The sequence below is a fragment of the Pseudarthrobacter sp. TRD_SC_9 genome, from assembly GCF_055361265.1.
Genome location: NZ_CM143956.1, coordinates 791,849 through 806,287 on the forward strand (window position 1 = coordinate 791,849; position 14,439 = coordinate 806,287).

Here is a 14,439-nt window from a genome sequence, read left to right on the forward strand (position 1 = left end):
AGACCTTGGGGGAGGCATCCAAGGGAGGAGAGTGACTGGCAATGGCGACGGATTACGACGAACCGCGCAAGTCTGAATCGGATCCGGCTCCGGAATCGCTGGAGGAGCTGCGCACGGCCCAAAGCGCAGTCCGCACGGCCGGTGTTGACGTGGACGAACCCGATACCGCCGAAGGCATCGAGCTTCCCGGGGCGGACCTGTCCACCCTGGAGTTGACGGTGGAAGTAGTGCCACCGAAGAAGGACGAATTTGTCTGCTCATCCTGCTTCCTGGTCCATCACCAATCCCAGCTTGCCCGTGAGAAAGACGGAATGGCGTTCTGCCTCGAATGCGAAGGCGACTAAGCCGAAGGCTTAACGCGGTGATCAGGGCTTTGTGACTCCGGACACACCGGGATATCCTGAGGAAGGGTCATGCAGCGGCCCGTGGAAATTTTCGCCCTCAGGGATGTACCTATGGACCATAAGCTGCGCCCCCTCGTACGCGTAGGTATCAACATGCGTTCCGCAACCATCGAATTGCATGGCTGCCTCACGGTTCCAGCCATGAGCGCCCTGGTGAAAGTCCTTTCCAAAGGACGCTCGCTGAACCAACAGATGATCCTGGGTTTGGATCTTCGGCACGCACGGCATATCGAAGAAGATTGCCTGGAAACTTTGCACCTCCCGGCGCAGACCCTCTCGTCCAAGGCATCCGGCGCAGGCTATGAGCTGGACACCGTTCTGGAGCAACTTGGTCCCGTGAAGGTTATCCTGCCTCCTGTTTGGCCGATGTGCCCGGTCGAGAAGGCCTTCGCGGCCAGCCGGCTCAGGGAGTTGGCCGCATGAGCGGGAACTTCGAACTCCTTGCAGACAACCGGGGCGCCCTGCGGGTGGTGCTGGTTGGAGGAGACGGCGAAGTCCTCGCCACAACAGGTCCGTTTCCGGACATCGCCGCGGCAGTTGCCGGGATTGCCTCCGTCCGGGAGGTGGCCGGCACAGGCCACATCATCGACCGGACGGCCAGTTCCTCGCGGCTCGCATTTGCCGGGCAGCAGGCCGGAACCAATTAACCCTCAAGGATGAGGGGCGGCTGGCTGCCTACAGCGACCTCGCGCAGGAGAGCCGCCACATGGCGGATAGCCGGGCTGGCAGTCATGGTGCGTCGATGGACCAGCCCAACCTGGCGGACCTGCGCCGGATTCACCACAGGTACTGCCAGAACGTCGGCGGGCAACGCCGGACGGCCAAGCCGGGGAACCAGGGCCACCACTACAGCTTGCTCCACCAGGGCAACGTGGGTGGCGAAATCCGGATCGTAGACCTTGATCGCGGGGACGCGCCCCACGTCGGCGAAGATCCGCAGGAGTGCCTCGTTGCAGATAGCGCCCGCAGGTGTGCTGACCCACTGCTCATCCACCAGGTCCGCCGGTTCCACCGAGGCCCTGCCGGCCAGCCGATGATTTCGGTGCACCAGGAGATCGGCCACGTCCTCGCATAGCCATTCGAGGGTCATGTGTTCAGGAATCACCAGAGGCACCGAATTCCAATTGTGCACAATGCCCAGGTCCGCCTCTCCGTTCGCCACCCTGGCCACGGCTTCCCTCGGGTCCTCGGCAAGGACACTGACATCCAGCCCTGACGCTTTTCCAGCCAGCCTGCGCAGCACCGGCCCCACCAGTCCCCGGCAGGCCGTGGAGAAAGCCACTAGTTTCAGAATGCCCGCCGGCCGGGCCGGATCGGCTAAGAGGGTTGACTGGAGTTCCTCCAGTTCGGCCAAAATCCGCCGGCCATAGGCCGCCAGCGCCAGCCCACGATCGGTCAGCAGGACGCCGCGCCCGTTGCGTTCCAAGACGGTAATGCCGGTCTCGCGTTCCAGTTTCTTGATCTGCTGCGACACCGCTGAGGGGCTGAGTCCCATGATGTCCGACGCAGCCACAACTGATCCCTGGCTCTCAACTGCTGTCAGAGCTTTGAGTGAGGCGATGTCGATCATGAAGCAAATCTACATTGTTTTCGGTTGGATTCGGTGCTGGTTCTTCATTCGCATTTCTGCCAGAGTGAGCCCTATGAGCCTTCGCCACGCAGCCCTCGCCGTCTTGGTCTCCGTCCTTTGGGGCATTAACTTTGTGGTGATCGACCTCGGCCTGCACACCAACGGCAGGGAGGTCCCACCGCTGCTTTTCGTGGCCCTAAGGTTTGTCCTGGTGGTCTTTCCCTGCATCTTTTTCATTCCCAAACCGGACGTGGGGTGGAAGGCGATTGCCGGCGTCGGACTGTTGATGAGTGCCGGACAGTTTGGACTGCTGTACCTGGCGATGGCGTGGGGAATGCCTGCCGGACTGGCGTCGCTGGTGCTGCAGGCACAGGTCCTGTTTACCGTCCTGCTGGCCGCAGGACTCCTGGGGGAGCGGCCTGCCAAGCTCCAGCTGGCCGGAATCGTTCTGGGCATCGCAGGCCTGCTGGCGGTTGCCGTTGGGCGCAGCCTGGTGGCGCCGGTCCTGCCGCTGCTGGTCACCCTCGCGGCGGCGCTGTCTTGGGCGGCGGGAAACATTGTGGCGCGGAAGGCCAAAGCCGCGTCCGGTCTGGGCCTGGTGGTGTGGTCCGGTGCCGTAGTTCCTATTCCGCTACTGGGCTTGTCGCTGTTGGTGGATGGACCCTCCGTTGTGGCCGGAAACCTGATGGACCTGCAGCCGGCAACCATCGCCAGTGCGCTGTACACGGCAGTTTTCGCGTCACTGGTGGGATACGGCATCTGGAACGGGCTGCTGAGCCGTTACCCGTCGTCGGCCGTGGTGCCGTTTACCTTGCTGGTACCGGTGGTGGGCATAACGGCGGCATGGATGGTGCTGGGGGAAATCCCGACGGCGGCGGACCTGGTGGGCGGGGCCCTGCTGCTGGGCGGGGTAGCCACCGCCGTGTTCGGCTCACGTCACGGGCCCGGCAGGGACTCCGCGGGCGGCCTGCCGGTGGCGGAGGTTGTTCGTTCTACCTAGTTGCGGTTGCTGAGTTGCGGGCCGCGAGCTGTGCGAACGCGTCTTTGAGTTGTGGCGGGCGGAGGACTTCGATGTCCGTATCGAAGCGGTTGAGGGCTGCGGCGAGGGCGACCCATGACCAGGAGCCGACTTCGAGGCTGCACCTGTCGGCGCCGAGGTCCTCGACGATGCCGTCGCCGGCGAAAGGGAGCACGTAGCTGGCAGGTCGGTGGAGAATAACTTTTCCGGTGCATGGCCACTGGTTGATGTGCTCGGAGCCTTTGAAGCGGGCCGACATATACCCGGCGAGGTCGCCACCGGGTATGCCCCGCCACGCGAAACGGGGCCCGGTCGGTGTGCGGGGGGTAATACGGTCAGCGCGGAAGAGGCGCCAATCATCCTGGTCGAGGTCCAGGCTACGAGATACCAGCGGCCCTGCGAGCTCACGAGATGGTGCGGCTCGACTCTTCGAGGGGAAAGCTGTTCGGAGGTGGTGTCAGGGCGGCGGCTGGCGTAGTCGAACCGCAGCACCTCCTGGGCACGCGCTGCGGTCGAGATGGCTAAAAGTACATCGGGCGGTACCGCGCCGGGCAGCACATCTCCCGGACGGCTTGGGACGGTGGTGAACTCCAATGCCTGGAGTCGGTGACGCAGCCGTGACGGCATCACTTGCCGCACGGTTGCCATGGCCCGCAATGCGGCTTCTTCTATGCCGGCTCCGGTAACGGCTGCGGCCTGCAGTGCGATTGCGAGTGCAATGACCTGGTCGTCGTCGAAGAGGAGGGGAGGAAGTTCACTGCCCGCGTCGAGGCGATAGCCGCCGTCCGGGCCCATGGTCGCCTGGATGCTGTAGCCCATCTCGCGGAGACGGTCCACGTCGCGGCGCACCGTGCGATGGCTGATCTGGAGACGCTCGGCAAGCAACGAACCAGGCCAGTCGCGGCGGGTCTGCAGCAGCGACAGCAGGCTGAGCAATCGCGAAGTGGTGGTCGTCATCTCCCGATAATAGTTTCAGTCTAGGACCGTGGCTGACCTATACGGCTGGGAGGTTGGTGCTGTCAGGGAAATCCGGACGCTTTTCTTACAAGGAGCAGACATGAGCATCAAGACTACTACCCACCTCAACTTCCGTGGCGACGCCTGTGCGGCGTTGGAGTTCTACCAGTCCGTCTTCGGCGGCGAGGTCACAATCGCGACCTATGGCGATTTCGGCATGCCCAAGGAGTTGCCTGGTGCCAAGAACGTCGTCTTCGGCCAGGTCGAGGCCGTTGAGGGATTCCGGGTCATGTCCTATGACATCCCCGACCAGGCAGGCGGCTCCGCGGCCACGGCTGGCTCCACCCGTCGGGAGAACGGTACCACCGTCACCGACCAGCCGTTCTTCCTCTCGGTACGCGGCGAGACCCTCAACGAAGTCGAAGGTTACTGGGCCGCGCTCTCGGAGGGGGCGTCCATCGTCGAGCCGCTCGCGGCATCCGCGTGGAGCCCGGGCTTTGGCATGCTCACGGACAGGTTCGGCGTGACCTGGATTCTCGACGTCGCAGCCGCTTACACCGCGGAGTAGCACCACACGCGCTGCATTCGGGGCAGATGACTCCCACCGTCATAGATCGGGCCGCAACTTCGTCACCACCGCAGACTGCTGCGGAGGTTGCTGCGCGCCAACCTACCTAGTCAGGGAAGAGGCGGGCTTTCTGGTGGCCGGCTTCTTCGCTGCCGCGCTCCTGGGGACCGGCTTTTTCGGGGTGGGCTTCCTGGGGGCGGGCTTTTTGGGTGCGGGTCTGCGGGCAGCCGGCTTCCGTGCCGGTCTCCGCTGGGGCCTTCGCGGCGGCACGGCCGCCCGCGAAGGCCAGACGGCGGACACAAAGAGCAATGCCAGGGTCAGGAGCCCAGTGACGACGGCCAGGTAGAAGTAGATGTCCGAATCCCGGCTGGCCACGGCCGGGCCCAGCGCAGCGGCGTCTTTGTTGAAGGCGAGCCCCCACATGCGCAGGAACGATATCGAAAAAGCGATGGCCAGTCCGCTCCCTACAGCGCCTAACACCATGGCAAGGTGCCGGCCCCGCCTGAGAACGGCCCAGACCGACGCGATGTAAGCCACAGCCACCGCACCCGCTAAGGCAAACAACACGGGCTCATCCAGGGTAAAGAAAGTCATGACCATCAACCCCACGGCGGCCAGCGCCGCCGCGGTGGCGATTTTTCCACTGCTGCCCATGGCCCTCATCATTCCTGAGTGGACGGCTGCTTCTGCACGTAGCCGCGCATAATCGTCATAATTGCGGCAACACTTTGGTTACGGCTGCGCTCCGGATTGTAGGTCTGCCGGTCCAGGCCCACCACAAAGCACGCGCCGAAGATCGCAGTTTCCAGGCTGCCGCGGGAAATTGTGGTGTCCACGGGATAGACGACGGCGACCCTTCCTACCGCCGTCCCGATCACTTCCAGCAGCTCACCCCGGAGAACGGCAAAGGTGTCCTGCCATTCGCTGGGCGTCCGCCAGTTCTCACTGACCCAGAGCCGGGCGAAGGAGGGATACTCGTCCATAAAGTCCATGGCCTGGCCGATCATGGCCTCCATGGCCAGCAGCGGATCGGCCGGTTCGCCGGCCTCGGACTCGGCGCCGGTACCGCCGTCGTCGCCATCGAGCAAGCGGGCTTTCAGGATGTCCACGCCATGTCGGAGCAGCTGGGCTATCAGGTCCGATTTGCTGCCGAAGTTGTAGTACACCGTCCCTTTGGAAACCCCGGCCGCGGCAGCAATCTCGTCCACCGTGACTCCGGATGCGCCCCGCCGCCCGATCAGTTCCATCGACGCCTCGAAGAGTCGCTGCTTCGTGGCGTTGGTTCGTTCGGGACGGAGTTTCCGGCCGGGGAGTTGCTCCCCGGGCAGTGATGGTTCGTTGCTCATACGGCGATCTCCGGTTTTAGGGCCTTCAGCGTCCAGAATCTGTGCTTTCTGACGGCCACCGTGGACATTATGGCGCCGAGCAGAGTGTAGCCCAGCAGGCCAAGGAGGGTGGGCACAATCATGGACAAGTCCGCGCCGTAGATCAGGTGCCGCATACCGGTGACCACGTAGCCCATGGGCAGGACGTCGTGCACCAGGTGAAGGGGCGTGGGCGTGGTCTGCCAGGGGAAGGTACCGCCGGAGGAGACCAGCTGCAGCACCAGCAGGATGAGGACCACAAGCTTTCCGGGAGAGCCCAGCAAGGCAACCACGCCCTGGATGATCGCGCTGAAGGCCATGGCCGCGGCGAGCATGAACAACCACATCAGCACGGGGTGCGCCGGGTTGAGTCCCAGGGCCAGGTCCACCACGAGGGTGAGGAGGGTGGCCTGCACCACGGAGACTGTAAGGAACGGAAGCCAACCTCCGACGGCGATTTTCCAGGCTGGGGCGTTTGACGCCAGGGCCCGCTGGGTGATGGGACGCATGGCCTGTACCAGCATAAAGATGCCGATCCACAGCGCCAGAGTCAGGAAAAACGGGGCCAGCCCGGCGCCGTAGGAGTTGGCTTTGGCCTGGGAAACGTTGCTGACCGAAACCGGGTCAGCGATCACCCTGGACACACTGGCTTTTTGGGCGCCATCAGGGTTGGGCACCTGGCCGGCGCCCTTGGCTATCTCGTCCGCGAGCGTCCTCGAGCCTTCAGCAGCGGTTCCGGCGCCCGCCTCGAGTTGGCCTGCACCGGCGTCGAGCTTCACGGTACCCTCGCTGAGCCGGGCCGCGCCGTCCAGCGCCGACCGCTGCCCGGCGGCAAGGGTGGCGGCACCGGTATCTAACTGATTCGCGCCGCCGGAAGCCTGGACGATGGCGTCTCCCAGGGCGGGAGTGGAAGCGGCGAGTTGGGCTGCCCCGGCGCTGACCGCGGCCGAACCGTCTGCGAGCTGCTGGATTTGGGCGGCATCGGCCTGGATTGTGGCTTTCGCCCCGGTGACAGGACTGGCAGCGGCTGCTGCATCAAAGTCGGCCAGGATGGCATCCGCCTGCTCCTGGGTAATGACCTTTGATTCCACCAGCCGGCTGTTCGATTCGACCAGACGGGCCCGGAGTCCTTGGTCCGCTGCCTCAAGTTGGGCCACCACGTCCTGCACCTTGGTGTTCAGCTGCGCGTTTCCGGCAGCGACCTGGGCCGCGCCCTCTGCCAGTGCCCGCGAACTCTCCGGAAGTGAGGCAGTCTTGTCCTTCAATAAGGCCAATCCACTGCTTAACTGGTGTGCACCGTCACTGAGTTGGGTGGCGCCGTCGAGCAATTTCTGCTCGCCCGCGTAAAGCGCATCCGCGCCGCCGCTGAGTTCCGTGGTGCCCTGGTGCAGGGTGACGGTTCCGTCGCGGAGGGTAGCCACACCGTCGGCAAGTTGCCCGGCGCCGTCCCCGGCCTTGACCATCTGGGCGTGGATAGTGCCGAATCCGGTGAGCAGCTGGTTGGCCGTCTCCTCACCCACATCCTTGGCCACTGTATTGTGCACGGCGGTGGTCAGTTTGTCCACGATGGTGCTGAGCAGGTAATTATTGGCGTCATTGGTGGTGACGTTCAGCATTGCCTGGCTGGCCGAATCGAAACTGGCCGGGGAGGCCAGGTTGGCAGAAAAGTCGGCAGGGATCTTCAGAGCGAAGGCATACTTGCCGCTGCTGACGCCCTGATCGGCCTCCTCTGTGGTGGGAACCGACTTCCAATTGAAGAGGTGGGCTTCCAGGAGGCTCTCGGCAACCTTGTCGCCGGCGCGCAGTTCAGTGCCGTCGCTGGAGGTGGCGCCGGAGTCCTCAACCACCAGGGCGGCGTCGATCTGGTCCAGATTGCCGTATGGATCCCAGTTGGCATACAAGTACACGGCACCATACAGCAGCGGCACCATGGTCAGCGCCAGGATGGTCAGCTTGGGCAGCAGTCCGCCGGTCATCCGTTTCAGTTCGGAGCGGGCCAGCCGCAGCACAGTCATTCTGCGTCCTCGGTTTCGGTTTCGGTCTCGGGTTCAGGTCGGTCCGGTTCCACTTCGGATTCAGGTTCCACGGCCGCGTTGCCGATCACCGCCGACGCCCCGTCCCACGATTCCGGGAGGGCAGTGACAGTAACAACGACGGCGAGTGGCCGGCCGCCGTCGTCAGCCAACTGCCGGAGCCGCGGCAGCCAGTCCGATGCATCGGCAGTGTGCCGGTCCGGGGAGTCCACCACCAGGAGATCGGTGTGCGGGTTGGCTAATGCCAGTGCGGTGAGGAGTTCCAGCCGCCGGGCCGGCGGCAACTGCTCGGTCCAGAGGTCCGCGATGTCCTCGAAGCTGTTCACTTTCAGCCAGGGCTTGCTGAGCAGCGCTCCGCGGAATCGTCGTGGGATCAGGGAAAGGTCCTCAGTGACGAGGTCACGGACGCTCAGGTGCTGCTCCGGCTCATTCACGCCGGGAGAGTCCACCAGGGCGCTGGCAAGCCGCAGCTGCTTGATCCGTCCGCTGCCGTCCCAGCTGGCCGTGCCACCGCTGGCCTTCATGCGTCCGCTCAGGGTGAGGGCCAGGGCGGTCCGTTGGTCCTGCCTCTTGCCGGATACCAGGAGGAGTTCACCGCGTTTAGCCTGGAGCGAGGTTGGCGGGAGCAAAGGATCCCGCCGGCCTTTCACCTGGAGCTGGTGTACGGAGAGCAAGGAGGGCCTTTCGCAGAGGATGTCTGCGCCAAGCCTAACTGAACTGACTGGTCAGTTCAAATAGCCGTGATGAGGTTTTAGCAGTCCGGCCGTGCAACGCATGCCGCGAACAGTCAGATCCGGCAGTCAGAGGCCGTACTTCTCCAACAGCCGCAGCCACACCTCGCTGATAGTGGGATAGGACGGCACCGCATGCCACAACCGATCCAGCGGAACCTCACCTACCACCGCGATCGTGGCCGCATGCAGTAGCTCCGCCACGTCCGGGCCGGCGAAGGTGGCGCCGAGAAGAACCTTCCGGTCCTCATCAATCACCAGCTGTGCCCAGCCTTCATAGTTGTCCGCATGGAGGGAGGAACCCGCGACGGCGATAGGCAGCTCCACCGAGGAAACGTTGTAATCGTCCGCCCTGGCCTGTTCCTTGCTCCTCCCCACACTCGCAAGTTCCGGGTCCGTGAACACGATTTGCGGAACGGCGTGCTGGTTGGCTGTCTGGGCGTGATTGCTCCAAGCGGCCGGTTCGCCAGTGAGTTTTCCCTGGGCCCTGGCCACAATTGCATCGCCGGTTGCGCGGGCTTCATATTTGCCCTGATGGGTCAACAGCACCTTGCCCGCGGCGTCACCGATGGCGTAGAGCCACGGCTGCCCGGAGCCTTCGCCATCCTCAACCGCGACTGCCTGGACTGCTCCGGAAGTGTCAGTCTCCAGCGTCAGGTGCCTGCCGCCGTCGGAGGAAAATCTGAGGTTCTCCAGCCCCAACCCCTCGAGCGCGGGATGGCGGCCGGTAGAGACCAGCAGTTTCTCGGCCGTGACCTTGGCGCCGCCTGCCAGTGTGAGGGTGAAGCTGCCGTCGTGGTTCTGCTCCACGTGTTCGGTGTTGGTGTGGAGCCGCAGTTCCACGCCGTCCGCCTGCAGGCCGGCCGCCACCAGTTTGGATGCCTCTTCCGGGTAGGAACCGAGCAAAGCCCCCCGGGCTACCAGGGTCACATCGGCGCCAAGCCTCGCGTACGCCTGCGCAAGCTCCGTCCCCGACACTCCACCACCCAGCACGGCCAGGCTTTGCGGGATCGCCTTCGCTGACGTGGCTTCCCGCGTACCCCAGACTTCCAGACCCTCGAGGCCTTCGATAGGCGGCAGGGTGGGGTGGGATCCTGTGGCCAGTACGACGGCATGGCGTGCCCGCAGGTGACGGGTCGTACCGTCCAGTCCAGCCACTTCAACCTGCCGTGGCGATCTAATCGAGGCATGGCCCCGCAAGAGGTCTATACCGGTGTCCTCCACCCATTGGACCTGGCTTTCGTCCTGCCAGTTGGACGTGAACTCATCCCGACGTTTCAAAACGGCGGCGGCGTCCAGGGCTCCGGTAACGGCCTGCTCTGCACCCGGCACGGTCTGTGCACCGTGCAGGGCCGAACCCGGGCGAAGCAAGGCCTTGGATGGCATGCAGGCCCAGTAGGAACACTCCCCGCCCACCAGTTCGGCCTCTACAAGGATGGCGGTCAGGCCACCCTTAACTACCCGCTCCGCGGCGTTTTCACCCACGGCGCCGGCACCGATAACAATGACATCAACTTCGCGTTCAATGGCCTCAGGCGTCATGGGCAACAGCCTAGCCCGGGTATCCCGGGGTTGTACCTACGATCGACCTCAGGGCGAGCCGCCCGGTCGGGTGGAATGGTATCCGCAGCGAATTCTCCGCCTGGGCAATAAAAAAGCCCACACCAACCGGTGTGGGCCTTTTTGATCTGTGCGCCCAAAGGGATTCGAACCCCTGACCTTCTGTTCCGTAGACAGACGCTCTATCCAGCTGAGCTATGGGCGCATCTTCGATTCGTTGTGGAGCGTGTACTCCCCGCCGAACCTCGAATAACTTTACGCGAGGTGGGGCTATGTTCCAAATCCGCAGCCCTGTAATCTGCCCGACTAGACCGGTCTATGTGACCTTGGTCACTAAATTGGCGGCTTTTTGTCGTAATTTTCCTGATTTTACGCGGATTTGGCTCCCAGGGCGCGGTGGGCCCAAGCCTGGGCCTCAAATCCGGAATCCAGCAGGCCCATAGCATTTAGGCACACCGATGACCCCGAGGAAGGGAACCGCAATGGGCGATCTGGCGCGAATGCCGCTGCTTGAAGAAGCACCAACCACCCACCCTGGGCTGCTTGCCTGGGTTGAGGAGGTTGCCGCTCTCACGCGGCCGGACCGTATTCACTGGGTAGATGGTTCCCAAAAGGAAATTGCACAGCTCAACGAGGAGCTCGTGGCTGGCGGCACCCTGAAGCCTCTGAACCCGGAACTCTTCCCCAATTCCTTCGCCGCCTTCTCCGATCCTGCCGACGTTGCCCGGGTCGAGGAGCAAACCTTTATCTGCTCCGAAAACGAGCGGGATGCCGGGTTCACCAATAACTGGATGGCTCCCGCCGTTATGAAGGAGAAGCTCACGGGCCTCTTCTCCGGTTCCATGCGCGGCCGCACCATGTATGTCATCCCGTTCGTGATGGGCCACCTCGACGCGGAGGATCCCAAGTTCGGCGTCGAGATCACTGACTCCGCCTACGTTGTTGCTTCGATGCGCATCATGGCCCGCATCGGCACCGATGTGCTGAACAAGATCACCGAGACGAACGCTTTCTTTGTCCCCGCACTCCACTCCGTCGGTGCACCGCTGGAGCCCGGTCAGGCCGATGTGGCCTGGCCCTGCAACCCGGACAAGTGGATTGTGCACTTCCCGGAAGAGCGTTCCATCTGGTCCTTCGGATCCGGCTACGGCGGAAACGCCCTGCTCGGCAAGAAGTGCTATGCCCTCCGGATCGCTTCCGTGATGGCCCGCGACGAAGGCTGGCTGGCCGAGCACATGCTCATCCTGAAGCTCACCTCGCCCGAGCAGAAGACCTACTACATCTCGGCTGCTTTCCCGTCCGCCTGCGGCAAGACCAACCTCGCGCTGCTCGATCCCACCATTGACGGCTGGAAAGTGGAGACCCTGGGTGACGACATCACCTGGATGCGCTTCGGCAAGGAGGGTGAGCTCCGCGCCATCAACCCCGAGGCCGGCCTTTTCGGCGTAGCTCCGGGTACCGGCTGGGGCACCAACCCCAACGCCATGCGCGCTATCGCCAAGGGCAACAGCATCTTCACCAACGTTGCACTAACCGACGACGGCGGTGTGTGGTGGGAGGGTATGACCGAGGAAGTTCCCGCTCACCTTACTGACTGGAAGGGTAACTCGTGGACGCCGGACTCGGACCAGCCCGCCGCGCACCCGAACTCCCGCTTCTGCACGCCGATCGACCAGATTGACATGCTCGCTGAGGAATACAACAGCCCTGATGGTGTGGAGCTGTCCGCAATCCTGTTCGGCGGCCGCCGCAAGACCACCATTCCCTTGGTAACGGAGGCCCGCAGCTGGTCCAATGGCATTTTCATGGGCTCGACACTGTCCTCCGAGACCACCGCTGCCGCCGCAGGCGCGGTAGGGGTGGTGCGCCGCGATCCCATGGCCATGCTGCCGTTCATCGGCTACGACGCCGGTGATTACCTGAACCACTGGGTGAACCTGTCCGCGAAGGGCAATCCGGACCGGCTGCCGAAGATCTTCCTGGTTAACTGGTTCCGCCGCAACTCCGACGGCGGCTTCGCCTGGCCCGGATTCGGTGACAACTCCCGCGTCCTGAAGTGGGCCATCGAGCGCCTTGAGGGCAAGGCTGACGCCGTCGAAACCCCCATCGGGTACGTGCCCACCGGGGATGCGATCGATCTGACCGGGCTGGACATGACCCCGGCGCAGGTCGAAGATGCTGTCAGGGTCGACCCGGAGGAGTGGGCCACGGAACTGGCCTCGATCGAGGAATGGTTCGCCAATTTCGGCGAGTCCCTCCCCGGCGCTCTGCGGGCCGAGCTGGCCGGGCTGACGTCCCGCCTGTCCTGATCCACCAAGGACAAAAGAAAGTACGACGGCGGCCCCGCACCCTTTTCCCGAAAGGTGCGGGGTCGCCGTCGTCGGCTCTACCTCGATCACCTAGTTGACAAGTCTACTAGGTGAGGTGTCACTATAACCTATGACACTTTCGCGACTGATCCTCGGGCTGCTGAGTCTGGCGCCTATGACGGGCTATGAACTCAAGAAGCATTTTGATGCCACGATCAGCCACTTCTGGAATGCGGACAAGGCGCAGATTTACCGGACGCTGACCGCGCTGGTCAGCGAAGGGCTGTCCCAAGTGGAGACGGTGGCGCAGCAGGGCTACCCTTCCCGCCAGGTGCACCACATCACGGATGCGGGCCGGGCGGCGCTCCAGGAGTGGCTGGCATCAGAGCCGCCGCCGGACACGGAGCGCAACGCTTTTCTGGGCCGGGTATTTTTTGCCGCCCAGCTCGGGGCGGAGGACTCGCTGCGGTTGCTCGAAGCGCGGAAGGCCGCGGCGGTGCGCTTATTGGCAGAACTGCAGCAGCAGTTGGCGGCTCAAGCCCCTGCTGCAGCAGGCGAGCCCCGCTACTTCCAGCTGGCCACCCTGCGCAACGGCGTCCGCCATGTACAGGCCGAACTCGAGTGGTTGCAGGAGCTGGAAGGGGAGCTGGCATGAGGCAGGATCCAGGTTCATACCCGGAAGTCCATCCCCGTACGGAAGGCGGCGGCACCGACGGCCGGACCACTGGCACTGCCACGATTGTGTTCCTGCATGGCGGCAATGTGGCCAACTGGATGTGGGATCCCCAAGTCCGGGCGCTTGCCGATTTTCAGGTCCTGACTCCCCATCTCCCCGGCTTCGGCAGCAAGGCCGGCGAGGAATGGGTTTCGCTCGAGGAGACTGCCGACGCCTTGGCGGCGTTCATTGTCAGGTACGCCGGCCCAGGGCCCATCCACGTGGTGGGGCTCTCGTTGGGGGCGGTGGTTGGTCTCCACCTCGCGGCCCGGCACCCTGAGGTTGCTTCTTCTGTGCTGGTCAGCGGCGCGGTGGTTACCCGGGTGGGCAGGCTTTCACGCGCGCTTGCTGCGCTGCAGTTCGCGTTCTGGGACAAAGCCTGGTTCTGGCGGGCACAGGCCAAGGCCTTCGGGCTGCCGGCCGATTCCGTCGAACCCTACGTGCAGCACGGTCTGACGTTGCGGCGGGAGAACGTGGAGCGGATGCTGCAGCAGGTATACGCCGGGCACATGCCCGTGGGGCTGGAGCGGTTCGGAAGCCGGGTTCTGGCCGTTGCCGGTGAAAAGGAGCCTGCGCTGGCGGCCAACTCGCTTGCGCTTTTGGCGGCCAAGCTTCCGCTGGGAGAGTTCCGGCTGGCGCCAGGGATGCACCACGTCTGGAATGTGGAGAATGAACCCCTGTTCACCGCCATGGTCCGTCAATGGGCTGCCGGGACTGTGCATCCCGGGCTAGTTCCGGTCTAACCAAGCCCCAGCGGGCTGCGGTCTAGTCCACCCAGATGGTGGCGCCGCTGGAGTCTGCAGCGAGGTCGTCAAAGGTCCACGCGCTGGTGGCAGGATCGGCAGCGTACGGCAGGACCGCGGCAAACAGGGAGCCGTCCTGGTGCTCGGCAGCCACATGGATGGCATCGGAATCTTCCTCAACCAGCGTGATATCGCTGACGATCGCGGCGGCGCGGAACTCCGTCCGTTTCTGCTGCAGCAGGGCTGTGAGGTCCCCGATCATGCCATCGGCGTCGAATTCGGCGTCCGCTGTGGCGGCCGCGGCATCTGCCGGCGTCACGGCAAGCAGTCGCACCTCGCCGTCGTGATCCATCACCAGGGCGAAGGGCAGGAACCCTCCCTGCCCTTCCAGTTGTTCCTGGGCGGCGCCGATTCCGGTGCCCAGCAGGGTTTCCAGATCCCGGGCGGTACTTTCGGACACCGTTTCG

16 protein-coding genes, 1 tRNA gene and 1 pseudogene are annotated in these 14,439 nt (G+C 64.0%); 8 read left to right on the top strand and 10 right to left on the bottom strand.

All coding sequences use genetic code 11. The features are described from left to right. Nucleotides 1-41: 41 nt before the first annotated feature. The 3 genes from ACWA13_RS03805 (at nucleotide 42) to ACWA13_RS03815 (ending at nucleotide 1,051) form a co-directional block, all read left to right on the top strand. Nucleotides 42-344 carry a DUF4193 domain-containing protein gene (locus ACWA13_RS03805; RefSeq protein ID WP_463936849.1) on the top strand — a complete coding sequence of 101 codons (303 nt, stop codon included), beginning with the start codon at nucleotides 42-44 and terminating at the stop codon, nucleotides 342-344. Between the two features lie 153 nt (nucleotides 345-497). Continuing rightward, nucleotides 498-827, top strand: a complete 330-nt coding sequence (locus ACWA13_RS03810) for a hypothetical protein (RefSeq protein WP_463936850.1) — start codon at nucleotides 498-500, stop codon at nucleotides 825-827. Next, nucleotides 824-1,051, top strand: a complete 228-nt coding sequence (locus tag ACWA13_RS03815; RefSeq protein WP_463936851.1) for a YegP family protein — start codon at nucleotides 824-826, stop codon at nucleotides 1,049-1,051. Before ACWA13_RS03810 ends, ACWA13_RS03815 begins: the two co-directional genes overlap by 4 nt. Here ACWA13_RS03815 and ACWA13_RS03820 read toward each other — a convergent pair. After that, nucleotides 1,048-1,974, bottom strand: coding sequence for a LysR family transcriptional regulator (locus tag ACWA13_RS03820; RefSeq protein ID WP_463936852.1), 927 nt, complete (start codon nucleotides 1,972-1,974; stop codon nucleotides 1,048-1,050). The two genes, ACWA13_RS03815 and ACWA13_RS03820, sit on opposite strands and share 4 nt — an antisense overlap. Before the next feature lie 73 nt (nucleotides 1,975-2,047). Between ACWA13_RS03820 and ACWA13_RS03825 the strand changes: the two genes are divergently transcribed. Continuing rightward, nucleotides 2,048-2,974, top strand: a complete 927-nt coding sequence (locus ACWA13_RS03825) for an EamA family transporter (RefSeq protein WP_463936853.1) — start codon at nucleotides 2,048-2,050, stop codon at nucleotides 2,972-2,974. Here the strand turns inward: ACWA13_RS03825 and ACWA13_RS03830 are convergent. Continuing rightward, nucleotides 2,967-3,167 (bottom strand): hypothetical protein, encoded by a 201-nt coding sequence (locus ACWA13_RS03830; protein WP_463938012.1) that lies wholly within the window; start codon nucleotides 3,165-3,167, stop codon nucleotides 2,967-2,969. The two genes, ACWA13_RS03825 and ACWA13_RS03830, sit on opposite strands and share 8 nt — an antisense overlap. A 248-nt stretch (nucleotides 3,168-3,415) precedes the next feature. Then, nucleotides 3,416-3,949, bottom strand: a pseudogene (locus tag ACWA13_RS03835) (helix-turn-helix transcriptional regulator); the annotation flags it as partial. Nucleotides 3,950-4,049: 100 nt separating this feature from the next. On the opposite strand from ACWA13_RS03835, the gene ACWA13_RS03840 reads away from it, so the two are divergent. Then, nucleotides 4,050-4,517, top strand: a complete 468-nt coding sequence (locus ACWA13_RS03840; protein WP_463936854.1) for a VOC family protein — start codon at nucleotides 4,050-4,052, stop codon at nucleotides 4,515-4,517. Between the two features lie 102 nt (nucleotides 4,518-4,619). Here the strand turns inward: ACWA13_RS03840 and ACWA13_RS03845 are convergent, their stop codons facing one another. From ACWA13_RS03845 to ACWA13_RS03870, 6 genes are all read right to left on the bottom strand, one after another. Beyond that, nucleotides 4,620-5,171, bottom strand: a complete 552-nt coding sequence (locus ACWA13_RS03845) for a hypothetical protein (RefSeq protein ID WP_463936855.1) — start codon at nucleotides 5,169-5,171, stop codon at nucleotides 4,620-4,622. An 8-nt stretch (nucleotides 5,172-5,179) separates the two neighbouring features. After that, the gene (locus ACWA13_RS03850) at nucleotides 5,180-5,863 is read right to left on the bottom strand and encodes a TetR/AcrR family transcriptional regulator (RefSeq protein WP_463936856.1); all 684 of its coding nucleotides are present in this window, start codon (nucleotides 5,861-5,863) and stop codon (nucleotides 5,180-5,182) included. Next, the gene (locus ACWA13_RS03855; protein ID WP_463936857.1) at nucleotides 5,860-7,896 is read right to left on the bottom strand and encodes a YhgE/Pip family protein; all 2,037 of its coding nucleotides are present in this window, start codon (nucleotides 7,894-7,896) and stop codon (nucleotides 5,860-5,862) included. The genes ACWA13_RS03850 and ACWA13_RS03855 overlap by 4 nt, the downstream gene beginning before the upstream one ends. Beyond that, on the bottom strand, nucleotides 7,893-8,588 hold the full coding sequence (locus ACWA13_RS03860; RefSeq protein ID WP_463936858.1) for an ABC transporter ATP-binding protein: 696 nt from the start codon (nucleotides 8,586-8,588) through the stop codon (nucleotides 7,893-7,895). The genes ACWA13_RS03855 and ACWA13_RS03860 overlap by 4 nt, the downstream gene beginning before the upstream one ends. 126 nt (nucleotides 8,589-8,714) lie before the next feature. Further along, nucleotides 8,715-10,187: a dihydrolipoyl dehydrogenase family protein gene (locus tag ACWA13_RS03865; RefSeq protein WP_463936859.1), complete on the bottom strand. Its 1,473-nt coding sequence runs from the start codon at nucleotides 10,185-10,187 to the stop codon at nucleotides 8,715-8,717. A 149-nt stretch (nucleotides 10,188-10,336) separates the two neighbouring features. Beyond that, nucleotides 10,337-10,410, bottom strand: a tRNA-Arg gene (locus ACWA13_RS03870). A 277-nt stretch (nucleotides 10,411-10,687) separates the two neighbouring features. On the opposite strand from ACWA13_RS03870, the gene ACWA13_RS03875 reads away from it, so the two are divergent. The 3 genes from ACWA13_RS03875 (at nucleotide 10,688) to ACWA13_RS03885 (ending at nucleotide 13,972) form a co-directional block, all read left to right on the top strand. Next, on the top strand, nucleotides 10,688-12,514 hold the full coding sequence (locus ACWA13_RS03875) for a phosphoenolpyruvate carboxykinase (GTP) (protein ID WP_463936860.1): 1,827 nt from the start codon (nucleotides 10,688-10,690) through the stop codon (nucleotides 12,512-12,514). Nucleotides 12,515-12,644: 130 nt separating this feature from the next. Next, entirely contained in the window at nucleotides 12,645-13,169 is a 525-nt protein-coding gene (locus ACWA13_RS03880; RefSeq protein ID WP_463936861.1) for a PadR family transcriptional regulator, read from the top strand. Continuing rightward, complete coding sequence (locus tag ACWA13_RS03885; protein WP_463936862.1) at nucleotides 13,166-13,972, top strand: alpha/beta fold hydrolase; 807 nt, start codon at nucleotides 13,166-13,168, stop codon at nucleotides 13,970-13,972. Before ACWA13_RS03880 ends, ACWA13_RS03885 begins: the two co-directional genes overlap by 4 nt. 22 nt (nucleotides 13,973-13,994) lie before the next feature. On the opposite strand, the gene ACWA13_RS03890 is transcribed toward ACWA13_RS03885, so the two are convergent. Beyond that, entirely contained in the window at nucleotides 13,995-14,432 is a 438-nt protein-coding gene (locus ACWA13_RS03890) for a hypothetical protein (protein WP_463936863.1), read from the bottom strand. Between the last annotated feature and the right edge of the window lie 7 nt (nucleotides 14,433-14,439).